The following is a 19,645-nucleotide window of genomic DNA, read 5'->3' on the forward strand; positions in this document are numbered from 1 at the left end:
TCTCTATTAATTAACTCCGTAAAGGAAGGCTAAAATTTTTTCCGAAAGGACATTTAATATGGAAACCAACTACCTAACCATTCAGGCGAGTGGCAATCACGAACTTGAAATTAAAAAATCTCGTTTCATTGCGGACCTCGGCCGTGTTGCCACCGAAGATGATGCCAAGGCGTTCATCGCGGCGGTCACTGCTCGTGAAGCCAAGGCCACGCACCATTGCTGGGCGTACCTCATCGGCGAACATGACGAAATTCAGCGCGAAAGTGACAACGGTGAGCCGTCCGGAACTGCCGGCGTCCCCATTTTAACGGTGTTGCAGCGCAATCATCTACACAATGCCATCGCGGTGGTGACCCGTTACTTTGGTGGCATCAAGCTCGGCGCTGGCGGCTTAATCCGCGCTTACAGTAATGCTACCTCAACCGGCATCGAAGCCGTGGGGGTCGTCAAACTCGTCCGCCAACAAGAACTCCGGCTGACGGTTGCCTATCCCGACTATGATCGGCTGAATCACTACCTGACTGAAAATGCGCTCCATGTGCTTGATACCGCCTATACCGACCAGGTGGCGGTCACCATCGCCGTCGACCTGGCCAATGTGAAAGCGACCCAAACGGCAATCACCAACCTACTGAGTGACCGGTTAACGGTTGCAACTGGGGCCATCGCTTATAACGAAGTCCCCGTGGAAATCAACGCTAGTAGCCGAAGCGACACGTAATCCGGGGGTGAAGGATAGAATCCTGAATACCAGCAACATTGTCTAGGACTGCCGGCTCACCGTTCGCCAAATTTAGGCCGGAACGCTGTGGGCAGGACAGCCCAAGCCCAAGAGCGGTCTGGGGCTCGCTTTGAACCGCCTAAACCGCGTTTCAAAGTCGCCATTTCCCAAGAAAACCACTTGGAAAATCCCACGGCTGAGCCTACGTAGGCAATAAATAATTATTGCGGACAAACATTCACAACCCAGCGACACCCCACTGGGGGACTGTTTCACTGTGATTTCCACGGGTGCCTGAATCGCTAACAGCTGCAGAGGACCATTTCCAACTAATTTTTGACTTAAATGTCTGTTAACTGATCTGTTCCAGGTACTTTTGAACTTAGTTGCAGCTAAAAAGACGCCCCGCAAAACCAAATTGGTTTTACGGGGCGTTTTAAAATACCTCAGATTTAATCTGAATTCTTAGATGTTAACTTCTGCACAATGCGGTTAATCCAGTGCAGCAGTGGCTGTCGATCCGACCCCACTAGCCCAATTGCTTCCACGAAAAGTTCCAAGCCAATTAAGATTGCGATGGTCAACAACACGGAGCCCCAAATAGTGGAGAGCGGATATAATAGGGAGATAAACGAGAAAATTAACGCTATCCCGTAGATGACCAGTACCGTCTGCCGGTGCGTCAAGCCCAGTTGCATCAACCTGTGATGCAGATGATGCTTGTCCGCGTGTGAAATGGGTTGCCGGTTGAGAATTCGCCGGATCATCGCGTAAACTGTATCCGTAATGGGCACACCTAAAATAATGACAGGGATGATCACGGAAATAAAGGTGACATTTTTCAGACCATAGAGCGAGAAACACGCAATCATAAAACCAATGAATTGCGCACCCGTGTCACCCAAATAAATCCGTGCTGGGAAAAAATTATATGGTAAGAAACCAACCATTGCGGCCACCAATGCAAAAATCATAATAGCGACCCAGGTATTGGCAACGTTTAGGAAGAACAATCCGGTAATTCCCGTCGTGGTCAATGCGATGATGGACACCCCGGTTGCCAACCCATCCAAACCATCAATTAAGTTAATAGCATTGACGATAGCGACAATCCACAACAGCGTAATTGGCAAAGCCAACCAGCCAAAGTGCCAGACACCAACGAATGGCAAGGTTAAATAACGCATGCGGACACCCGCGACAAAGTAAACTTCCAAAGCCGCCAGGAGTTGCCCGAATACTTTTTGTTTTGGAGAAAGCTCAAAGACATCGTCAATCATGCCCTCGGCCACAATGATGCACTCCCCACCAAATAAACCCCACAGTTGTTGGGTTGGCATCTGGTCGCGCAACAAAAACATAGTCGAAAACGTAAACGCAATGAAGATGGCCAGGCCACCAAGTGTCGGCATGGGAACTTTGTTGACCCGCCGCTGATTCGGTTTATCCACCGCGCCAATTTGAAACGCAAAGCGGCGCACAAACGGGGTTAGGACCGCGGAGATAATCATGGTAGCAAATAAGCTAACAATAATCTCAAATTTCATTAAAGTGTCCTCTTTCTTTCATTACTCTTCTGCTAATTATACAAATCTATGAAATTAAACACAACCGTGATTTGTTACTCAATAGAGAAAAACAAACTTTGTGCAGTTCTTTAAGTTAATTCACAAGCCAACTAACGAAAGTCTTGTGAATAAAAAGATAATTCATAAACTTTGTGTAAGCGTTTCCTTTCTACCCATTTGGTCAATTTCGTGCACAAGTGTACAGACAAAAGCCTAAAATTCACAGATTTGTCTTGTGCAAATCAGCCAAAAGCCATATAATGATATTGTGTCATTGAGAAAGGTTTCACATTTCATTTGTGTCCAAGCTATTTATCCTATTTCCTTGTGAAACCTTTCCAGTCGTCCGTCACCTTGGTTTGTATTTTGAAAGGAGATTTTTCTATTGGCTGCTAATGATAAAGCGACAAAAACAGAACCGGCTAAAGAAGAACAAGCATCACCCATCTTAATTCAAATGGGGATCTTCGCCGCCATCCTGTTTGTTTCCAGCCTAATTTCCCCACTGTTCCCAGCAACGTTCCCAGTACCAACCCCTGTTATCGGTTTGGTTATTCTCTACGTTCTACTAGCTTCTCACATCGTTAAGTTACGTAACGTTGAAAAGTTCGGGGACTTCATGATCAGTTTAATTGCTTTCTTGTTCGTTCCTTCAGGTATCCAATTGGCTGCTAGCCTGGACATCTTAAAGGCCCAAGGGGTTCAACTGGTTGTCGTTATCTTAATTGCAACGATTGTCCTGTTGGTTGTTGTGGCTTACACGACTGCTGGATTCATCTGGCTTCGGAAGAACGTCTTCCATCGTGACGTTAACGTCGAAGAATAAACTCGTCGACTGCTACTACTTTCACTAGAAAAGGATGAAAATTTATGATTACTTTAACTGCAACCGGAACCGCCCATATGGCAGTTTGGGGCAAATGGCTCGGTGACGCGTTAGGAACTAACGCCGCTGGTGCTTCTGCCGGTAACGCTTTATTTGGTATTTTTCTATCATTAGTTGTTTACTTATTCGGTCAATGGTTATTCAAGATCGGTAAAGGTTTCTTCCTGTTCCAACCTCTGTTCGTTGGGATGGTCTTAGGGATCTTCATTCTGTACCTGTTTGCTAAGGCATTCGGTACAGATACGGCTACTTTCTACAAGTCCGCATACTTACCTGGTGGTAACATTATCTTCTGGTTCTTGAACCCAGCTACGATTGCCTTCGCCATTCCTCTGTACCGTCGGAATGACGTTGTTAAGAAGTTCTGGTTGGAAATTGTGCTTTCCCTGATCGTTGGGTTAATCATTTCCTTGTTCGTGATCTACTACGTTTCAAAGCTGGTCGGCTTGGACAACGTTGGTATTGCTTCCATGATGCCACAAGCTGCCACGACCGCCATCGCGATGCCTATTGCGACAGCTATCGGTGGGAACTCAGCCGTTACTGCTATGGCCTGCATCCTGAACGCCGTTATTATCTACGCCTTGGGTGACTGGCTCGTTAAATTCTTCCGTGTTAACAGCGATCCAATTGGTGCCGGACTTGGTTTAGGTACTGCCGGACATACGGTTGGTTCTGCTAAGGCCTTACAACTTGGTTCAATCCAAGGGTCAATGGCCTCCATTGCCGTTGTTGTTATCTCTATCGTTGTTGATATCGTTGTTCCACCATTTGCACAAATGATGGGCTTAATGTAATCAGCTAACTTAACTTAGTTTACTTGGCACCGAATCCTTCCTGGGTTCGGTGCTTTTTTGGACCCATCCAGCTAAGAAAGATTAAAAATACTAGATCAGTCGAGAATTGCCACCTGCGGCTGCCAGAGATTCCGGCGTCTGTGGGGACCGCCTGCGGCCTGAGAAGCGGTCCTCCGGCTCGGTTTGAAGCCCGGCAAAGAACACCGGTCTCCAAACGCGTCCCACGCTGTAAGCTGGTTCCCAGCTAACACCGTCGACACAGCTACCTCCATCTCTGTCTTCCTCCGGTTAGGCTTGGTACTTTAACATACTGTTGACGTGACTATCGCTGGACTGGCAACATTTGTTCGCGATAATTGGCAACTGTCTATGTGTGAGTGAGCTACATTTGGGCTCTGTTGTACGATTTGGATTGCCACCAAACCTTCAAAACAGGTGGCAGATACAGATGGCAGCCTTCATCTTATCCATCCAGATTACATTAAACGACTGCGATTTACCCCCGTCCTCAGAGTCTGTCGTTACGTCGTGATTGACACAACGAGTTCGGTATTCTACAGGTACACGACTACTTCACAAGCCCCCACCCCCTTCTTCTCTGCAAACCGACCACAACTCATTCTTTGCCTACGTAAATGCCTATCAGCCGCTCCGAGACCCCCTTCCGGTAAACTTACCAGGATCCAATTCAAATGGCTCCTAGCCCCTGAAATCGGCTGATTTTTCTTTATTACCTTCACCTCGACAACAAAAAACGGCATCCCGCTAACCCAATGGATTAGCGAAATGCCGTTTTGTAATTACTCTTTTAAGTGATAATTGTAAGTTGAAACGATGATATTTTCCCGTGAATTCAGGATGGTCCGTAACCGCAAAGCTGTCTGGTTATGCAAGACGTTTTGCCAAGGATGGCGTGGAACGAATTGCGGTACCAGTACCGTTGTGGTGAAGTTCCGTTCGGCCGCGCGCTTCGCAATCACGTCACAGAACCGTAGCGTTGGTGTCGCAATTGAGCGATAGGACGAGTGGATATCCACAAACCGAATGTCTGGGAACTCTTCCTTGAACTCCTGAGCCGTCTTGTGTTCCTTCTCCGGATGTTCATCGAAGGAAACGTGCATCGCAATCACGTAGTCCCCAATGGACCGCGCGTAATTGATGGCACCCGAGGTTACCCGGGTAATGTTGCTGACCAGCACGATGACGGTTGCGCCATCATACTCATGGATGTCGGCACGTTCCTTTTCCGCAACCCGCAATTGCTTAGCAACGTTGTGATAGTGCCCATTGATCCGGTAGAACAGCAACAGAATCAGTGGCATAATGATCAGGTATGGCCAGACGTTGCCAAACCGCACCAGCAGTAAGACGACGACCAACACCAGTGAAATGAGGGTCCCCAATAAGTTAATCAGGGACTTGCCAATCCACCAGCCCTCACGTGTTCTAAACCAGTGAATAATCATCCCGGACTGTGACAGGACGAATGGTACGAAAACCCCAATTGCATAGAGGGGAATCAACAAGGTCGTTTGACCATGGAAGATGATAATCAGGACAATCGCCCCAAGTGCTAACGAGATAATCCCGTTGGAATACCCTAACCGGTCCCCCCGGTCAAGGTAGGCGTGTGGCAAGAATTTATCCTTAGCCAGGTTGTACGCCAAGATTGGAAAGGCTGAGAACCCAGTGTTCGCTGCCACTGCCAAAATCATTGCCGTTGACAGTTGGAAAATGTAATACAGCACACCGTGACCGAAGATGCTTGATCCAATTTGGGACAGAACGGTTTGGCTACTCTCTGGTCGAATCCCCATGTAGTAACTCAGGAACGTAATCCCAGCGAAGAACATCCCCAGGATACCGGCCATGATGGCCAGCGTCGCCGCAGCATTGTGGCGCTTAGGCTCTTTGAAGTTTGGCACCGCGTTACTGATGGCCTCAACCCCGGTCAATGAAGATGACCCGGACGAGAACGCCCGTAAGAACAGCAACAGCGTCATGCCTTGAACCGGTGCCCCCATTGGAGCGGCAGCGTGATACGTAATCTGACCACTCATGATGTTATACAGGCCGATACCGATCATCACGATGATCATCCCAATGAACAGGTAGACTGGAATCGTCAGAAAGGCCGCCGACTCCTTCATCCCCCGCAAATTCAAAAGCATAATCCCAATAACGATTAAGACTGATACCAATACGGAATACGGATACAGCGCTGGAATCGCCGAGGTAATTGCCTCAGTTCCTGAAGTCGTTGAAACCGCCACGGTCAGCATATAATCGACCAGCAACGAGCCACCCGCAACTAACCCGGCCGATTGGCCCCAGTTGGTGCTGGCAACCACGTACGCGCCACCCCCGGAAGGATACGCGTGAATGATTTGCTGGTAAGAAAGCGTGATCGCAAATAACAGAACCAAAACTAATGCGGCAACCCACAATTGATACATCAAAGCGGCTGCTGACAAGGTAATCAGAACTGTCGTAATTTGCTCAGTACCATAAGCCACGGAAGATAACGCATCAGACGAGAGTAAGGCAAGTGCCTTAAATTTGGTCAGCGCCTGACCGCCTTCGTCCATGGTCTTGAGGGGTTTACCAATTAAAACCCGCTTTAAATAACGCCACATGACTATTTACTCCTTATCTCCATAAATAATGAAAACGGGTCTATGCCCGTTAATAAGTGCTTGTTCAGGTCGAATCTGAATGTGTGGTAAGTCTACTACTTCTAGCTCCACATTACCACAATTCTAGCAGTTAGCAACACTAGACTTTCTCAACGAACTTATCCATTATCCGGCAAACGATGTGAGAAATAAAGACTTTCTTTTTTCTTTGTTTTGTTGCTACCCCCAAATGCCTGATATTTAGACCTTTGCGCCCCTAAATTAAGTCACTTTTTTGGTTAACGAACTGGGAATTTCTGGTCAAATAATACACCAAATAGTGGTTAGCTGATGAGCATTTCAGCAACATAACTTTGGAGACTAAAAGGAGCCTGGATTTTTTCATCCCAGGCTCCTTTATTTAACAGTTTTATGAAGCAGCTTACATCATGCCGCCCATTCCTGGGTTACCGGCTGGTGCAGCAGGTGCTGGATTGTCGTCTGGCTTTTCAGCAACAACGGCTTCAGTCGTCAACAACAATGCAGAGACAGAGGCAGCGTTTTGCAGAGCAGAACGGGTAACCTTGGTTGGGTCAGTGATACCAACCTTAACCATGTCTTCGTACTTGTTGTTGGCAGCGTTGTACCCAACGCCTGGCTTTTCACCCTTCAGGTGTTCAACCACGACAGAGCCTTCGACCCCAGCGTTTTGCGCAATCTGACGAACGGGTTCTTCTAAGGCACGCAGCACGATGTTCACACCGGTCTGTTCGTCGCCTTCAGCATCAACCTTAGCAACATCCTTGATGACGTTGATCAAAGCGGTACCACCACCAGCAACGAAGCCTTCTTCAACGGCTGCACGAGTCGCGTTCAAAGCATCTTCGATCCGGTACTTACGTTCTTTCAGTTCAGTTTCCGTAGCGGCACCGACACGAACGACGGCAACCCCACCGGCTAACTTAGCCAAACGTTCCTTTAACTTGTCACGGTCGAAGTCAGAGGTCGTGTCTTCGATTTGACCCTTGATTTCAGCAACCCGGGCAGCGATTTGATCTTTGGCGCCAGCACCTTCAACGATGGTGGTGTCATCCTTCGTCACGTTAACCTTTTGGGCTTGACCTAATTGATCAATCGTCGTGTCCTTCAAGTTCAAACCAAGGTCATCAGTCACAACAGTCCCACCAGTTAAGGTAGCAATGTCAGCTAATTGGGCCTTACGACGGTCACCGAAACCAGGTGCCTTAACAGCAACCACGTTGAAGGTCCCACGCATCTTGTTCAAGACCAAGGTAGGCAGTGCTTCACCGGTGATGTCATCAGCAATGATTAAGAGTGAACGGCTTTGTTCAACAACGGATTGCAGCAATGGTAAGATATCTTGAATGTTGGCAATCTTCTTGTCAGTGATCAAGATGTAAGGGTTGTCGAGGTTAGCTTCCATCTTATCGTTATCGGTAACCATGTATTGAGACATGTACCCACGATCGAATTGCATCCCTTCAACAACGTCTAAGCTGGTATCAACCCCACGGGATTCTTCAATGGTGATAACACCATCGTTCCCAACCTTTTCCATAGCGTCAGCAATCAGATTACCTGTTTCCTTGCTGGCAGATGAGATGGAAGCAATTTGAGCAATATCTTCCTTGGTCTTTACGTCGATGGACATCTTGTGTAAGGCGTCAACGGCAGCGTCAGTGGCCTTTTCAATCCCACGACGAATACCAACTGGGTTAGCACCGGCAGTGACGTTCTTCATACCTTCATTAACGATGGCTTGCGTCAAAACAGTCGCAGTTGTCGTCCCATCACCAGCGATATCGTTGGTCTTGGAAGCAACTTCGGAAACCAACTTAGCACCCATATTTTCGAAATGGTCGTCTAATTCAATTGCCTTAGCAATCGTGACACCATCATTCGTAATCGTTGGGTTGCCGTAGCTTTGTTCCAAAACAACGTTCCGACCTTTAGGCCCTAAGGTTGTCTTGACCGTATCAGCTAACTTATCAACACCAGCAAGCATCTTGCTCCGTGCGTCTTCAGAAAACTTTAATTCTTTAGCCATTTTTTACATTCACCTCATACTAAATTTTTTAAATAGTCTCTCGTATCAGTGGGAAAGCAATTAGTCGATAACAGCAACTAAGTCCTTTTCGTGTAAAACAAGGTAAGTCTGGTCATTATACTTAACTTCTGTTCCAGCATACTTGTCAAACAATACCTTGTCGCCAACTTTAACAGCTGGGGCTACCTTATCGCCATTGTCTAACACACGGCCATCACTGACAGCAACGACATTGGCTGTTGACGGCTTTTCCTGTGCGTTACTTGCTAAAACAATACCACCAACCGTGGTTTCTTCTTCTTGTGGTTGATCTAAAATGACGCGGTCTCCTAATGGTTTTAACACTTGAATCCCTCCAATAAACTTACTTTTTAGCACTGTTAGCACTTGACTAACATAAGTGCTAATCACAATATCTAATATATGGTTTTTCCCCCGAAAAATCAAGGAATTTGGCAAACAATTTCGAGAGTGCTAATTGGTTAATCAAGCGAGGCCTTGGGGGCCTAGGCCGAATCACTCATAATATGATTTTCTTCATACTTTAGTGGCACTCTGGTCACCCAAATGGCTGAGTTGTTCCTTATCATACCGAAATCATGACAAAATACCACTAATTTGGTAGGCAACTGCTCCGCGGTTAGGATGATTAAGGTTGTTGTTTATAATTGCACAATCACAAGCACGAATTGTGAAGCACTTTTTTCAACCTTAGGACCCACTTACCCGGGGTTCCCTTCACAAATGCCCAAGCAAAAAGTCGTAACCTTAAGCAGATTACGACTCCCGATTATTCCTTGCTATTGTAGTGTTCCAAGAAGTAAATCAACGTTTGCAATTCGTTCGTTAAATCAACGTTTTGTACCCGGACATCCTTAGGCACCGTGACCCGAAGTGGCGTGAAGTTCAAAATGCCTTTAACGCCACCAGCAACCGCGTCGTCGGTAACGGACTGGGCAACTTCAGATGGAACTGTCAAGATGGCAACCTGAATCTGCTGTTCCTCCAACTGTGTCCGCAATTCCGTCATTGGGTAGATGGGTACACCACTTTGAATCGTGTTGGCAATGTCTGCATTCACATCAAATGCTGCGCTGATCCGGACGTTACCGTCTTGATGGAAGTTGAAGTTCAACAGGGCGTGGCCCAAGTTCCCAACCCCAATCAAGGCGACGTTAGTCAGTCGATCCTGATTCAAAATTTTCTTAAAGAATTTAATCAAATTCTCAACGTCATACCCGTACCCCCGTTTACCTAGGGCACCAAAGTATGAAAAGTCGCGACGAATGGTGGCAGAATCTACCTTGACTGCTTCTGACAGTTCCGTCGAAGAAACACGTGTTTTGTCCGCGTCCAGTAAGATGTTCAAGTATCGGTAATAGATCGGTAACCGCTTCGCTGTTGCACGGGGAATCTTTTGTTCAGTCAAAAAACGAGACCTCCTAATCAATTTTGCAAGTTACCGTCACTTGGCGATAACTTATTCTCTAATTTACAACCTGATTGTGAAATTTACTTTCTTACAAATTATAGCATAACCACCCGCCTTGTGAAAGAAATTGCAAATATTTTTCACAATTCTTTACTAATTTCGGTCTAAACGGAGAATATGCTAAAATAGACGTATCTAACTTAATCGAAAAAGGAGGTCGGTTCACCGTGATACTTTTACAAGTTCAACAGGTTACCCGGCGCTTTGGGGCTACGGTCCTGTTTGAAAATGTCAGTCTGGACGTTCCGGAACACGGTCGCGTGGCCCTGGTTGGCCGCAACGGTGCGGGAAAGTCTACTCTACTTAAAATGATTGCCGGCGAAACCACCCCGGACGTGGGTCAAATCACCACCAAGCGTGGCCTGACTTTAGGCTACCAAGCGCAAAATGCGGGTCTGGCTTCGGCAAAAACCGTTTGGAATGAAATGCTCGAAGTCTTTGCTGAGGTCCGAGCAACTGAAAAACGCATCCATGAACTCGAGCAACAAATGAGTGACCCGGCAATTATTGCGGATCAGGACCAATTTGACCAAATCAGTGCCACCTACGATCAACTGCAGCAAGATTTTAGCGACCATAACGGTTACGGCTACCAGGCTGAGATTCGGGGCGTGTTGCACGGTTTTGAATTTGGCGAAGAATATTACGACAAACCCATCAACGAACTCTCCGGTGGGCAGCGGACACAACTCGCCCTGGCCAAGCTCTTACTGGAACGCCCAGACCTGTTGATTTTGGACGAACCGACCAATCACTTGGATGTCGAAACGCTCACCTGGTTGGAAGGCTACTTGCAAGGTTACTCTGGTGCGATTCTCGTCGTTTCCCATGACCGGTATTTCTTAGATCACGTGGTCAACGACGTCTACGATATGGCGCACGGCGGCTTGGTCCATTATCCCGGCAATTATTCACACTACATCTCGGCCAAGGCGGAACGCTTACGACGCGAGTGGAAAGAATACGATAAACAGCAAACTGAAATCGGTAAATTGGAAGACTTCGTGAACAAAAACATCGTCCGGGCCTCCACCACCAAGCGGGCCCAGGCCCGGCGTAAACAGTTGGAAAAGATGGACCGCATCGACCGGCCCGATAACGATGAGAAGGTCGCGCGGTTCTCATTTAAGCCCCAACGGCAAAGCGGCAACGTGGTCCTCGATGTCGTGAACGGTGCCGTCGGCTATGACCAACAGATTCTGTGTGCGCCCGTCACCCTGGATATTAAAAAACACCAGGCGGTCGCCATCGTTGGCCCCAACGGTATTGGCAAGTCGACGCTGTTGAAAACAATCTTGGGACGAATTCCCGCGATTCAGGGCCAGATTATCTTTGGCACCGGTGTCGATACCGGTTACTACGACCAAGACCAAGCCACCCTGCACGAGAAGAAGACCGTCTTGCACGAACTTTGGGATGACCACCCCACCACACCCGAGGGCGATATTCGCTCCATCCTCGGCAGCTTCCTATTCACGGGGAGCGACGTTGACAAGAGCGTCCACAGCCTCAGTGGGGGTGAACGGGCGCGGCTACTGCTGACCAAGCTGGCCCTCCGTCACGACAACTTCCTGATGCTTGACGAACCGACGAACCATTTGGACATCGACAGCCGAGAAGTTCTGGAAAATGCCCTCAACGAGTTCGACGGCACGATTCTCTTCGTGTCCCATGACCGGTATTTCATCAACCAAGTTGCCACCCAAGTGGTCGAGTTGGCGCCCGAGGGCACGACGCGCTACCTCGGCAACTACGACTATTACATGGAGAAAAAGGCCGAGCAGGATGCCTACGCCGCCAAGGAGGCCGCCGAAGCTGAGGAGGCCCACCCAACGCTGGTCACCCCCAAACAGACTCAGGTCGATTACCAGCAACAAAAGGATCAGCAGAAGGCCAAACGGAAATTGTCCCGCCAAGTTGCGGCACTAGAAGCTAAATTGGCTGACCTGGAACAACAAAAAACCACCGTTGAAACCGCCATGAGCGCTCCAGAGAATTTTAACGACGCTGAGAAGCTGGCGGACCTGCAGGAACAACTGACTGCGGTCACCACCGATCTCGACACGACGGAAGATGAATGGACGGAGAAAAGTTTAGCGTTAGAGGACTTCGATGCTTAAGTAATTTAAAAATCCGTTTCGCCTCAGACCTGGTTAGGGCCTGGCACGAAACGGATTTTTTTGATATTTACTAACTTATAAGGCAGTGTAACCACCATCAACGTTAATCGTGGCCCCAGTCACAAATGAAGCCTCATCACTAGCGATAAAGGCAATCACGTTGGCAATTTCGGCAGGTTCCGCTAGACGACCAATCGGCATCTTCCCCACCATTGGCCCGGTAACCTCGGGCGGTAACGTCTTCAGCAAAGGCGTCGCAACGTAGCCGGGCGCAATTGAATTGAAGCGAATCCCCTGTTGCGCGTAGGTCACGGCCTGCGACTTGGTATAGTTGGCGACACCAGCCTTTGCTGCAGAATAGGCTTGCGATTTAGCCGCCCCGACGACGCCCAGAATCGAGCTCATGTTGATGACGCTACCACTTCCCTGCTTCAGCATTTGGGTAACGGCAACCTTATTGGTCAAAACGACCCCGGTCAAGTCAATCGCGATTACCTTATTCCAATTGTCCATGTCGATGTCAGCCACGCCGGCCTTCTGTTCGACAACCCCAGCGTTCGCCACCAGAATGTCCAAATGACCATACTGCGTCACCACCTGATCGACCATCGCTTGCAGTGACTGTTCAGCCGTCACATCCGTTTGGATAAAGGCAATCCCGGCATCCGCGGGCGCACTAACGTCGGCCGCAATAGCCGTCGCCCCTTCCGCCGTAAACTTTTGAATCGTTGCCAAGCCGATACCAGAAGAGCCACCCGTGACCACTGCAACCTTGTTCTCTAGTCTACCCATGACGCCATCACTCCTTTTGTCTTTCAGTATACTGCAAGTTAGCTTAAAAATGTAAGCGCTTCACAATTGTGGCGTTATGTCCTTCTAGCTAAAAAAGTCCAAAAGCACCTAGAACGGCCCAGCTAACAGAGATTCAATCCACAAAATTAGTTAAGAATTGCCACCTGCGGCTGCCAGAGATTCCGGTTCTGATTGTTTTTCAACACGACATTGATGTAACTCGCTGGGCTGGCAACGTTTGTCCATCATAATTGGCAACAATCTATGTAGGCTCATCTGTGGGATTTGGTCCTCCAACTTAACATTGTCACAATGTGGGTCAGATGACAAGTTTAGACAGTATCACCAGTTTTCTAGCATCATCCAACTATGTAGCGGTGATATGCTGCCACATCCTTAACTGAAAAGATAAATGCTTTACGAACGTGATGTCTATTCTCTCAAACAAAAAATCACCGTCAATCGCCATCCACTGGCGTTCACGGTGATTCACGAATGATATAACTATACATTGCAGGCTAAATAGAGTCTCAAGATACTCAAAACGGCCCAGCTCGCAAAGATTCAATCCACAAAAATAGTTGGAAATTACCACCTGCGTCCTGAGGAACGGTCCTCAGGCTATGACTTACTCCTCAACACGACATTGATGTGATTGTCGCTGGGCTGGAAACGGTTATCCAGAATAATTGGTCACACTCTACGTAGGCGTGAGTGAGCCAAATTTAGGCTCAGCCGTGGGATTTTCCATGTGGTCTTCTTGGAAAATGGCGACTTTGGAACGCGGGTTAGGCGGTTCAAAGCGAGGTCCAAGACCGCTCTTTGGCTTGGGCCGTCCTACCCACAGCGTTCCGGCCTAAATTTGGCGAACGGTAAGCCGGCATATTTAGACAGTGTTGCCAATATTGAGTGACATAAATCTGTTTTCAATACCGGTGGAAACTTATTTAACCGGATCCGCAACCCAGTCGAATTCCAGACTGGGGTCAGCGTTCAACGTGGCATCTGCGAAGACGCCGTGCTGGTAAGCCACGTACGCAAAGGCACCAATCATGGCGGCGTTATCGCCACACAGCTTCAACGGTGCTTTAACCAAATGCGTGGTTGGATTGCTCTCAAGGTCACGTTCCAAACGCTCACGCAGCCCTAAGTTCGCAGCAACCCCACCGGCCAAAATCAGCTGTTGCACGGGGTAGTCCGCCAAGGCACGCTGGGTCTTTTCCGCCAAGACGTCAACAACCGCCTGTTGAAAACTGGCGGCCAAGTCCTGCTTGCTCAGGCTCTCCCCAATTTGATCAGCATGATGGGTCGTGTTGATGAAGGCACTCTTTAACCCACTGAAACTGAAGTCAAAGTTGTCGTCCTTCTCCATCGCGCGGGGGAACTTGAACGTATCGTGGCCCTGGTGCGCCCACTCGTCAACAGTCTTACCGGCGGGATAGTTAACCCCCATCACCCGGCCAACCTTGTCATAGGCTTCACCGGCGGCATCGTCGCGGGTTTCACCAATGATTTCAAATTGATTTTCAGCCGGCATGTAGACCAACTCCGTGTGGCCGCCAGAAACCAGCAAGGCCATGGCAGGGAAAACGATTGGTTCCACGTAACGGGCGGCGTAAATGTGGCCGGCCATGTGATTCACTGGAATCAATGGCAGATTATGAGCAAACGCCACGGTCTTCGCAGCGGTCACGCCAATCAGCAACGCGCCCACCAGTCCCGGGCCATACGTCACGGCGACAGCGTCCAAATCATCATAGGTGACCTGGGCCTCACTCAACGCATCCTTGATGCACAGGGTAACCTCTTCAATGTGGTGTCGACTAGCAACCTCAGGCACGACCCCGCCGAAACGTTGGTGACTCTTAATCTGAGTCGCAACAATGTTCGACAAAATTTTGTGGCCGTCCTCAATCACTGCCACACTCGTTTCGTCACAACTTGATTCAAATGCTAAAATTAAATTTCGCTTATCCGTTGGACCCACTCCCTTTTTTAGTGTCCCTTAAAAAATCACGTTCAATTGTCGAAGACTCATTAAAAAAACGAGTGGCAAACCGCCTACTCGTCTGCATCCGCATCGGGATCCGCTTTCAAATACAACGTCATATCCGCCGCATCCTCGTGATCGCCAAAGTAATAGCCCCGCTTAATCCCTGTCTGCTCGAAATCTAAGTCGCGGTAGAGTTTTTGCGCGTTTTTATTTGAGATGCGAACTTCTAAGCTAACACTCTTGTAATTGAGTTTCTTAGCCTTCTTGATCATGGTGGCCAGTAAGAACCGACCGATGCCCCGATTTTGGTACTCGGGTAACACGGCAATGTTCGTGATATGCGCGTCCCGGGTGCGTTCGTCAAACGTACTGCCAATGAAGGCCAACAACTTGTCTTCCTTACGAATAACCAAGTAGAGGCGATCCTTTTCTCGGCGTAATTCGTTGGCAAAGGCCGTTGAATCCCAGGGAGCCTTCCCCGCATACACGGCCCGTTCGATTTCAATCATTTCGGGGATGTCGGTGAAGAGCGCTTTGGCAACGAAGTACGTGACCTCCCGAATTTCCACCCGGTGATTTTTCACGTCCATCGCTTCCTCGCGCACCTGTTCTCGGCGGCTGCCAAATACATTTTTATACCAGACTTTAAATTTTTTCAACATACGATTCGGTATCCTTCTTGTTAGGGTTCTTAGCCTGCCATTCGGCTTCGGCTTGGGTCAAGCGCAAATAATTTGGAACGAAGTGATCGACGTCTTTCACCGGTGTCAGTTCTTGACCCAGTAGACCAATCGTCGCCACTTGGGGCAGATTCAGCCAAGGGCTGATCCGCGGTGTTGCAGCAGAAACGGTCGTATTGATCAGGTCTTCAAAGTGGCTGGCGTCGCCCAAGAACCAGACTGGTTCCGCGTATTCCTTAACGGCTTCCAAAAATGCCGTAATATTGGTATGCGCATCCGCAATCGCCACGGTTGGTCGGCCGGCTTTGATTCGATAGAGACCCGCGAAGACATTTTCGTTGCGAGCGTCAAAGAGTGGTGCAACCAGTGCGCCCTCCACGGGAACATTGGCTGCCAGCGTCGCTAAACTGGAAACGGCCACGAGGTCAATGTCTAGGGTCGCCGCCAAAGTCTTGGCCGTCGTCACGGCAATCCGGATACCAGTGTAGGAACCCGGTCCTGCGGCCACCACAATCCGGTCCAGGTCGGTCGGCTTTAAGTCGGCCATCCCCAACAATCGTTCAATTTCCGGTAAAAGGTACTCCGCGTGTTTTTGATGAACAGTGACCGTAATCGCTGCTAACACCGTCCTATCATCTAACACGGCGACGCTCAACGGTCGATTCGATGTATCAATTGCTAAAATCTTCATAATGACTTGCGTTCCCCTTTACTTGGCTTCACCAACCCAGTGCATTCCGCAACGTGAAAAGCGGTGGCCCGAACCGCCCACCGCTCAAAATACCATCTCGGTTATTGCGTCCGTTTACTGTCTTTATCAGTTTACTATACTACCACAAACCCGTAAACGCCACACCTTACCTGCTTGAAATTTACGAAATCTCATGCTTTTTTTTGCCACTTAATTGTTGCATTAGCCGCTAAGACATTACCACTGTGAATTAAATGCTGACTTGTCAGGCTTTCATCCGGTTGCACGTACGCACTGGTAACCGTTTGCCCGTACTTAACCTCATTTTCATAACGAATACGAATATCCGTTGGCTGATGCCCGCGTAAGAAATCAGCGGGTAAGGCGTCCAACATCCAATCGAAGTAGTGCGCATTATTCACGTGGCCGTTATTATCAATATCAAAGTAACGCACCGCATAGGGCTTTTCGGCCATGGTTACCTCATCCGCCACCCGGTCGGGACGGGGCAATCTGGGGAGGCGTACAACGGGTTCCGTTTGGTAAGGCGCCATTATTTCTGCTGGAATCGCCGCAATCTTGCGGTTGGCATAGCTCATGGTGACCCAAATGCCCTCAGCATAAGCCAGCTCGTTGCCCGCCGCGTCCACTAACCAGTACTCGCGGTAAGCAAAGTATTTGTTGTACGCGGTCGCGCGGGTTTTCAACGTCACTTGGTCCCCGGTCTGTGGCAGTGCCGTCACCTGAATGTGGTACTGCGTCACAACCCAGCCAACACCGTGGGACTGAACAAACTCCGTGCTCAACGCCAAGGCCGCATTTTGATCCTCGGAAACCAGAACAAAGAGGTTAATCAGCATGGCTAAAGTTAAATGCCCGGTGTCGTCCACTTCGTAGTAGACAACCCGGTGTGAAGTAGAAAATTCATTTGCGGCCACCTGGGTCACTCCTTGTCTAAATGATGGTATGTGTTATAAATGGCTTGTTTCTTGACACCCCGGAGATTGGCAACTTCCTTGATGGCAGCGTTGGGCTTTTCCCCTGCCGCAATCAAACGGTCTACCTGAACGGCCACGGGTTCACTCAAATCAACCGCTGTCGTAGCGGTCGTCGTTGGTGCAGGGTTCCCGCCAACCAAGACGACAAACTCTCCGCGGACCGTATCAGTCGCTGCCCATTCGGCCAGTTCTGCTAGCGAGCCACGGAGAAATTCTTCGTACCGCTTGGTCAGTTCCCGACACAACACGGCTGGCCGATCATCGCCAAAGCCCGTTGCCAAGTTCTGTAACGTCTTCTTTAGCCGGTGGGGTGCCTCGTAGAAAATCAATGTTTCCGTCCGCTGGGCCAGGCCTTCAATTTCAGAACGCTGGTCCTTAGGCTTGCGGTCCAAGAAGCCGTAGAAATAAAAGGGCTGTGGTAACAACCCCGAGGCAATCAAGGCCGTCAGTCCGGCGTTTGCACCAGGCAACGGCACCACTGGAATGTGCGCGTCAATGCAGGCGTTCACGAGTTCGTGGCCGGGATCCGAAATGGATGGCATCCCCGCATCACTGACTTGCGCAATATCCATTCCCTGCTGGAGTTTGGCCACCAGTTGGGGAATCCGTTCCTGCGTGTTGTGTTCGTGAAAACTAATTTGTTTGGTGGTAATTTCAAAATGATTTAATAATTTTTGCGTATTACGGGTATCCTCGGCAGCAATCAAATCGGCGGCCTTCAGGATTTTAACCGCCCTAAAGGTCATGTCGTCAAGGTTGCCAATTGGCGTCGGCACCAGGTATAAGTGCCCACCAACCTCGGTTTTAAAACTCCGTGTTCGTTCCATCATGTGGCCTCCTACTGATCACGGTAAATAACTTCCAAGCAAAAGGCACATTCCTCATCCTGTTTGCGCCGGGTCCCGTAGAACTCCCGACAAACGTGAAAGCCTTCCTCATAGAGTTTCTCCAAAATTTGGCGTGACTTGGAGAGTCCCTGAGGGGTTCCCGGATCCTCAGGCAGCGTCTTTTGTAATTCACGCACCAGATCCCGGAGGTGTTGATTTTCAATTTCCAATTCAGCGTTTTGCTCAAAGACCTGCGTCATCTGCGTTTGTAAGTCAGAAAATTGGTCGAGCGTTTGCTGCAACTGGCTCTCAAGACTTTTAAACTGATCGTAAACTTCTTCCTTATCCAAAAGTTGCCACTCCTCCAATACTGACTAATCTTAGCGCATCTGCGCCAGAATCTGTAACGTTAAGGCCTCTAAAATGGCTTGAAAATTGATGTTTCCCGCTAACTGGCTGCGAGTTGCCAACGTTAACGTCATGATGGCCACGAGCTGATCAATCGACAGCCGTTGTGCCACCTGCTGACTAGCCTTAGCCACTTGCGGGTATGCTAACGCATCTTGGTCGACCGTTGCCGTCTGTTGCCGCAACGCATCGTGCCAGGCCTGAACCAGCATATCCAACACCACGCCTTGGCGGTCACGGTTGCTGGCTAGGGGTACCAAATCCGTTTGGACCCGCACGAAGGCCCGTTCGTCCCCCGCGCAACATGCCGCAAACCATTGGCCAACCGCCGTCTGCGCGGTCTTCAACCAGTCATCCGTCGTTAACTCCTGGGCTGCACCGACACTTTCCGTCAACGTCGTGAGTAAATAGCGTTGACTGGGCGCCACGTCAGCCTTGGCTAGGGCGTCCGTCAATGCTTGGGGCGAAACCCGCAGGAAATCGACAATCTGTGTTCGCGACAAAATGGTCGGTAAGATTAAATTCTTATTGGCCGTCAACAGCAGCGCCACCGTATTGCCCACGGGTTCTTCGATGAACTTCAGTAAACTGTTGGCCGCACTGGTTGTCATCCGGTCTACTTGATCGACGATGAAGATTTTTTGATTACCTTCAACCGCGCTCTTCGTAAACTCCGCCTTCAAGTAGCGAACCTGGTCAACCTTGATCCGTTGGCCATCCGGAATCACCGTCACCACGTCGGGATGGTCGCCCGCCATGATCCGGCGACACTCTGCACACACGCCACAGGGGAGGCCCTCCGCCGTCACGTTTTGACAAAACAAACGCATGGCAACGGTCCGGGCGACCTGTTGGCGGCCGGTCCCATCCGCACCGTTAAATAAGTAGGCGTGGGCCAGTCGGTTGGTTTGAATCAATTTCATAAAGTGGGTCACGAGTTGCGGCTGAAGCCGTTGGGCCGTGGTGACCACGGATTCTTCGGTCATAGT

At 49.3% G+C, this 19,645-nt stretch carries 17 protein-coding genes; 4 read left to right on the forward strand and 13 right to left on the reverse strand.

The features are described 5' to 3' along the window. Positions 1 to 58 precede the first annotated feature (58 nt). Positions 59 to 721 carry a YigZ family protein gene (locus tag EKM99_RS10030; RefSeq protein ID WP_125583286.1) on the forward strand — a complete coding sequence of 221 codons (663 nt, stop codon included), beginning with the start codon at positions 59 to 61 and terminating at the stop codon, positions 719 to 721. Between the two features lie 452 nt (positions 722 to 1,173). Here the strand turns inward: EKM99_RS10030 and EKM99_RS10035 are convergent, their stop codons facing one another. Continuing rightward, positions 1,174 to 2,268 carry a glycosyltransferase family 4 protein gene (locus tag EKM99_RS10035; RefSeq protein ID WP_125583287.1) on the reverse strand — a complete coding sequence of 365 codons (1,095 nt, stop codon included), beginning with the start codon at positions 2,266 to 2,268 and terminating at the stop codon, positions 1,174 to 1,176. Between the two features lie 478 nt (positions 2,269 to 2,746). Here EKM99_RS10035 and EKM99_RS10040 point away from each other — a divergent pair, with 478 nt between their 5' ends. Further along, positions 2,747 to 3,115 (forward strand): CidA/LrgA family protein, encoded by a 369-nt coding sequence (locus EKM99_RS10040; RefSeq protein WP_125575711.1) that lies wholly within the window; start codon positions 2,747 to 2,749, stop codon positions 3,113 to 3,115. A 44-nt stretch (positions 3,116 to 3,159) separates the two neighbouring features. After that, a complete protein-coding gene (gene lrgB, locus EKM99_RS10045) occupies positions 3,160 to 3,972 on the forward strand; it encodes an antiholin-like protein LrgB (RefSeq protein ID WP_125583288.1) in 813 nt (270 codons plus the stop codon). 800 nt (positions 3,973 to 4,772) lie between these two features. Here the strand turns inward: lrgB and EKM99_RS10050 are convergent. The 4 genes from EKM99_RS10050 to EKM99_RS10065 all read right to left on the reverse strand — a co-directional run bounded on the left by EKM99_RS10050 (position 4,773) and on the right by EKM99_RS10065 (position 10,084). Beyond that, a complete protein-coding gene (locus EKM99_RS10050; protein ID WP_125583289.1) occupies positions 4,773 to 6,608 on the reverse strand; it encodes an APC family permease in 1,836 nt (611 codons plus the stop codon). A gap of 421 nt (positions 6,609 to 7,029) precedes the next feature. Then, entirely contained in the window at positions 7,030 to 8,655 is a 1,626-nt protein-coding gene (groL, locus tag EKM99_RS10055; protein WP_125583290.1) for a chaperonin GroEL, read from the reverse strand. A gap of 60 nt (positions 8,656 to 8,715) precedes the next feature. After that, on the reverse strand, positions 8,716 to 9,000 hold the full coding sequence (gene groES / locus EKM99_RS10060; RefSeq protein ID WP_125583291.1) for a co-chaperone GroES: 285 nt from the start codon (positions 8,998 to 9,000) through the stop codon (positions 8,716 to 8,718). 445 nt (positions 9,001 to 9,445) lie between these two features. Beyond that, positions 9,446 to 10,084, reverse strand: a complete 639-nt coding sequence (locus tag EKM99_RS10065; RefSeq protein WP_125583292.1) for a redox-sensing transcriptional repressor Rex — start codon at positions 10,082 to 10,084, stop codon at positions 9,446 to 9,448. Positions 10,085 to 10,314: 230 nt separating this feature from the next. Here EKM99_RS10065 and EKM99_RS10070 point away from each other — a divergent pair, with 230 nt between their 5' ends. Further along, positions 10,315 to 12,267 (forward strand): ABC-F family ATP-binding cassette domain-containing protein, encoded by a 1,953-nt coding sequence (locus EKM99_RS10070; protein WP_125583293.1) that lies wholly within the window; start codon positions 10,315 to 10,317, stop codon positions 12,265 to 12,267. 75 nt (positions 12,268 to 12,342) lie between these two features. Here the strand turns inward: EKM99_RS10070 and EKM99_RS10075 are convergent, their stop codons facing one another. The 8 genes from EKM99_RS10075 to holB form a co-directional block, all read right to left on the reverse strand. After that, positions 12,343 to 13,059 (reverse strand): SDR family NAD(P)-dependent oxidoreductase, encoded by a 717-nt coding sequence (locus EKM99_RS10075; protein WP_125583294.1) that lies wholly within the window; start codon positions 13,057 to 13,059, stop codon positions 12,343 to 12,345. Positions 13,060 to 14,002: 943 nt separating this feature from the next. After that, positions 14,003 to 15,046, reverse strand: coding sequence for a tRNA (adenosine(37)-N6)-threonylcarbamoyltransferase complex transferase subunit TsaD (tsaD, locus tag EKM99_RS10080; protein WP_125583295.1), 1,044 nt, complete (start codon positions 15,044 to 15,046; stop codon positions 14,003 to 14,005). 74 nt (positions 15,047 to 15,120) lie between these two features. Continuing rightward, positions 15,121 to 15,714 (reverse strand): ribosomal protein S18-alanine N-acetyltransferase, encoded by a 594-nt coding sequence (gene rimI / locus EKM99_RS10085; RefSeq protein WP_125583296.1) that lies wholly within the window; start codon positions 15,712 to 15,714, stop codon positions 15,121 to 15,123. Next, positions 15,698 to 16,423, reverse strand: a complete 726-nt coding sequence (gene tsaB, locus EKM99_RS10090) for a tRNA (adenosine(37)-N6)-threonylcarbamoyltransferase complex dimerization subunit type 1 TsaB (protein ID WP_125583297.1) — start codon at positions 16,421 to 16,423, stop codon at positions 15,698 to 15,700. The genes rimI and tsaB overlap by 17 nt, the downstream gene beginning before the upstream one ends. A 191-nt stretch (positions 16,424 to 16,614) precedes the next feature. Beyond that, positions 16,615 to 17,361, reverse strand: a complete 747-nt coding sequence (locus EKM99_RS10095) for an acyl-[acyl-carrier-protein] thioesterase (protein ID WP_125583298.1) — start codon at positions 17,359 to 17,361, stop codon at positions 16,615 to 16,617. A 5-nt stretch (positions 17,362 to 17,366) separates the two neighbouring features. Then, the gene (gene rsmI / locus EKM99_RS10100) at positions 17,367 to 18,248 is read right to left on the reverse strand and encodes a 16S rRNA (cytidine(1402)-2'-O)-methyltransferase (protein WP_125583299.1); all 882 of its coding nucleotides are present in this window, start codon (positions 18,246 to 18,248) and stop codon (positions 17,367 to 17,369) included. Between the two features lie 11 nt (positions 18,249 to 18,259). Beyond that, positions 18,260 to 18,598 (reverse strand): DNA replication initiation control protein YabA, encoded by a 339-nt coding sequence (locus EKM99_RS10105; protein ID WP_125583300.1) that lies wholly within the window; start codon positions 18,596 to 18,598, stop codon positions 18,260 to 18,262. A gap of 30 nt (positions 18,599 to 18,628) precedes the next feature. Next, complete coding sequence (gene holB, locus EKM99_RS10110; protein WP_125583301.1) at positions 18,629 to 19,642, reverse strand: DNA polymerase III subunit delta'; 1,014 nt, start codon at positions 19,640 to 19,642, stop codon at positions 18,629 to 18,631. Between the last annotated feature and the right edge of the window lie 3 nt (positions 19,643 to 19,645).

This window comes from Levilactobacillus cerevisiae, assembly GCF_003946245.1.
Lineage (GTDB): Bacteria > Bacillota > Bacilli > Lactobacillales > Lactobacillaceae > Levilactobacillus > Levilactobacillus cerevisiae.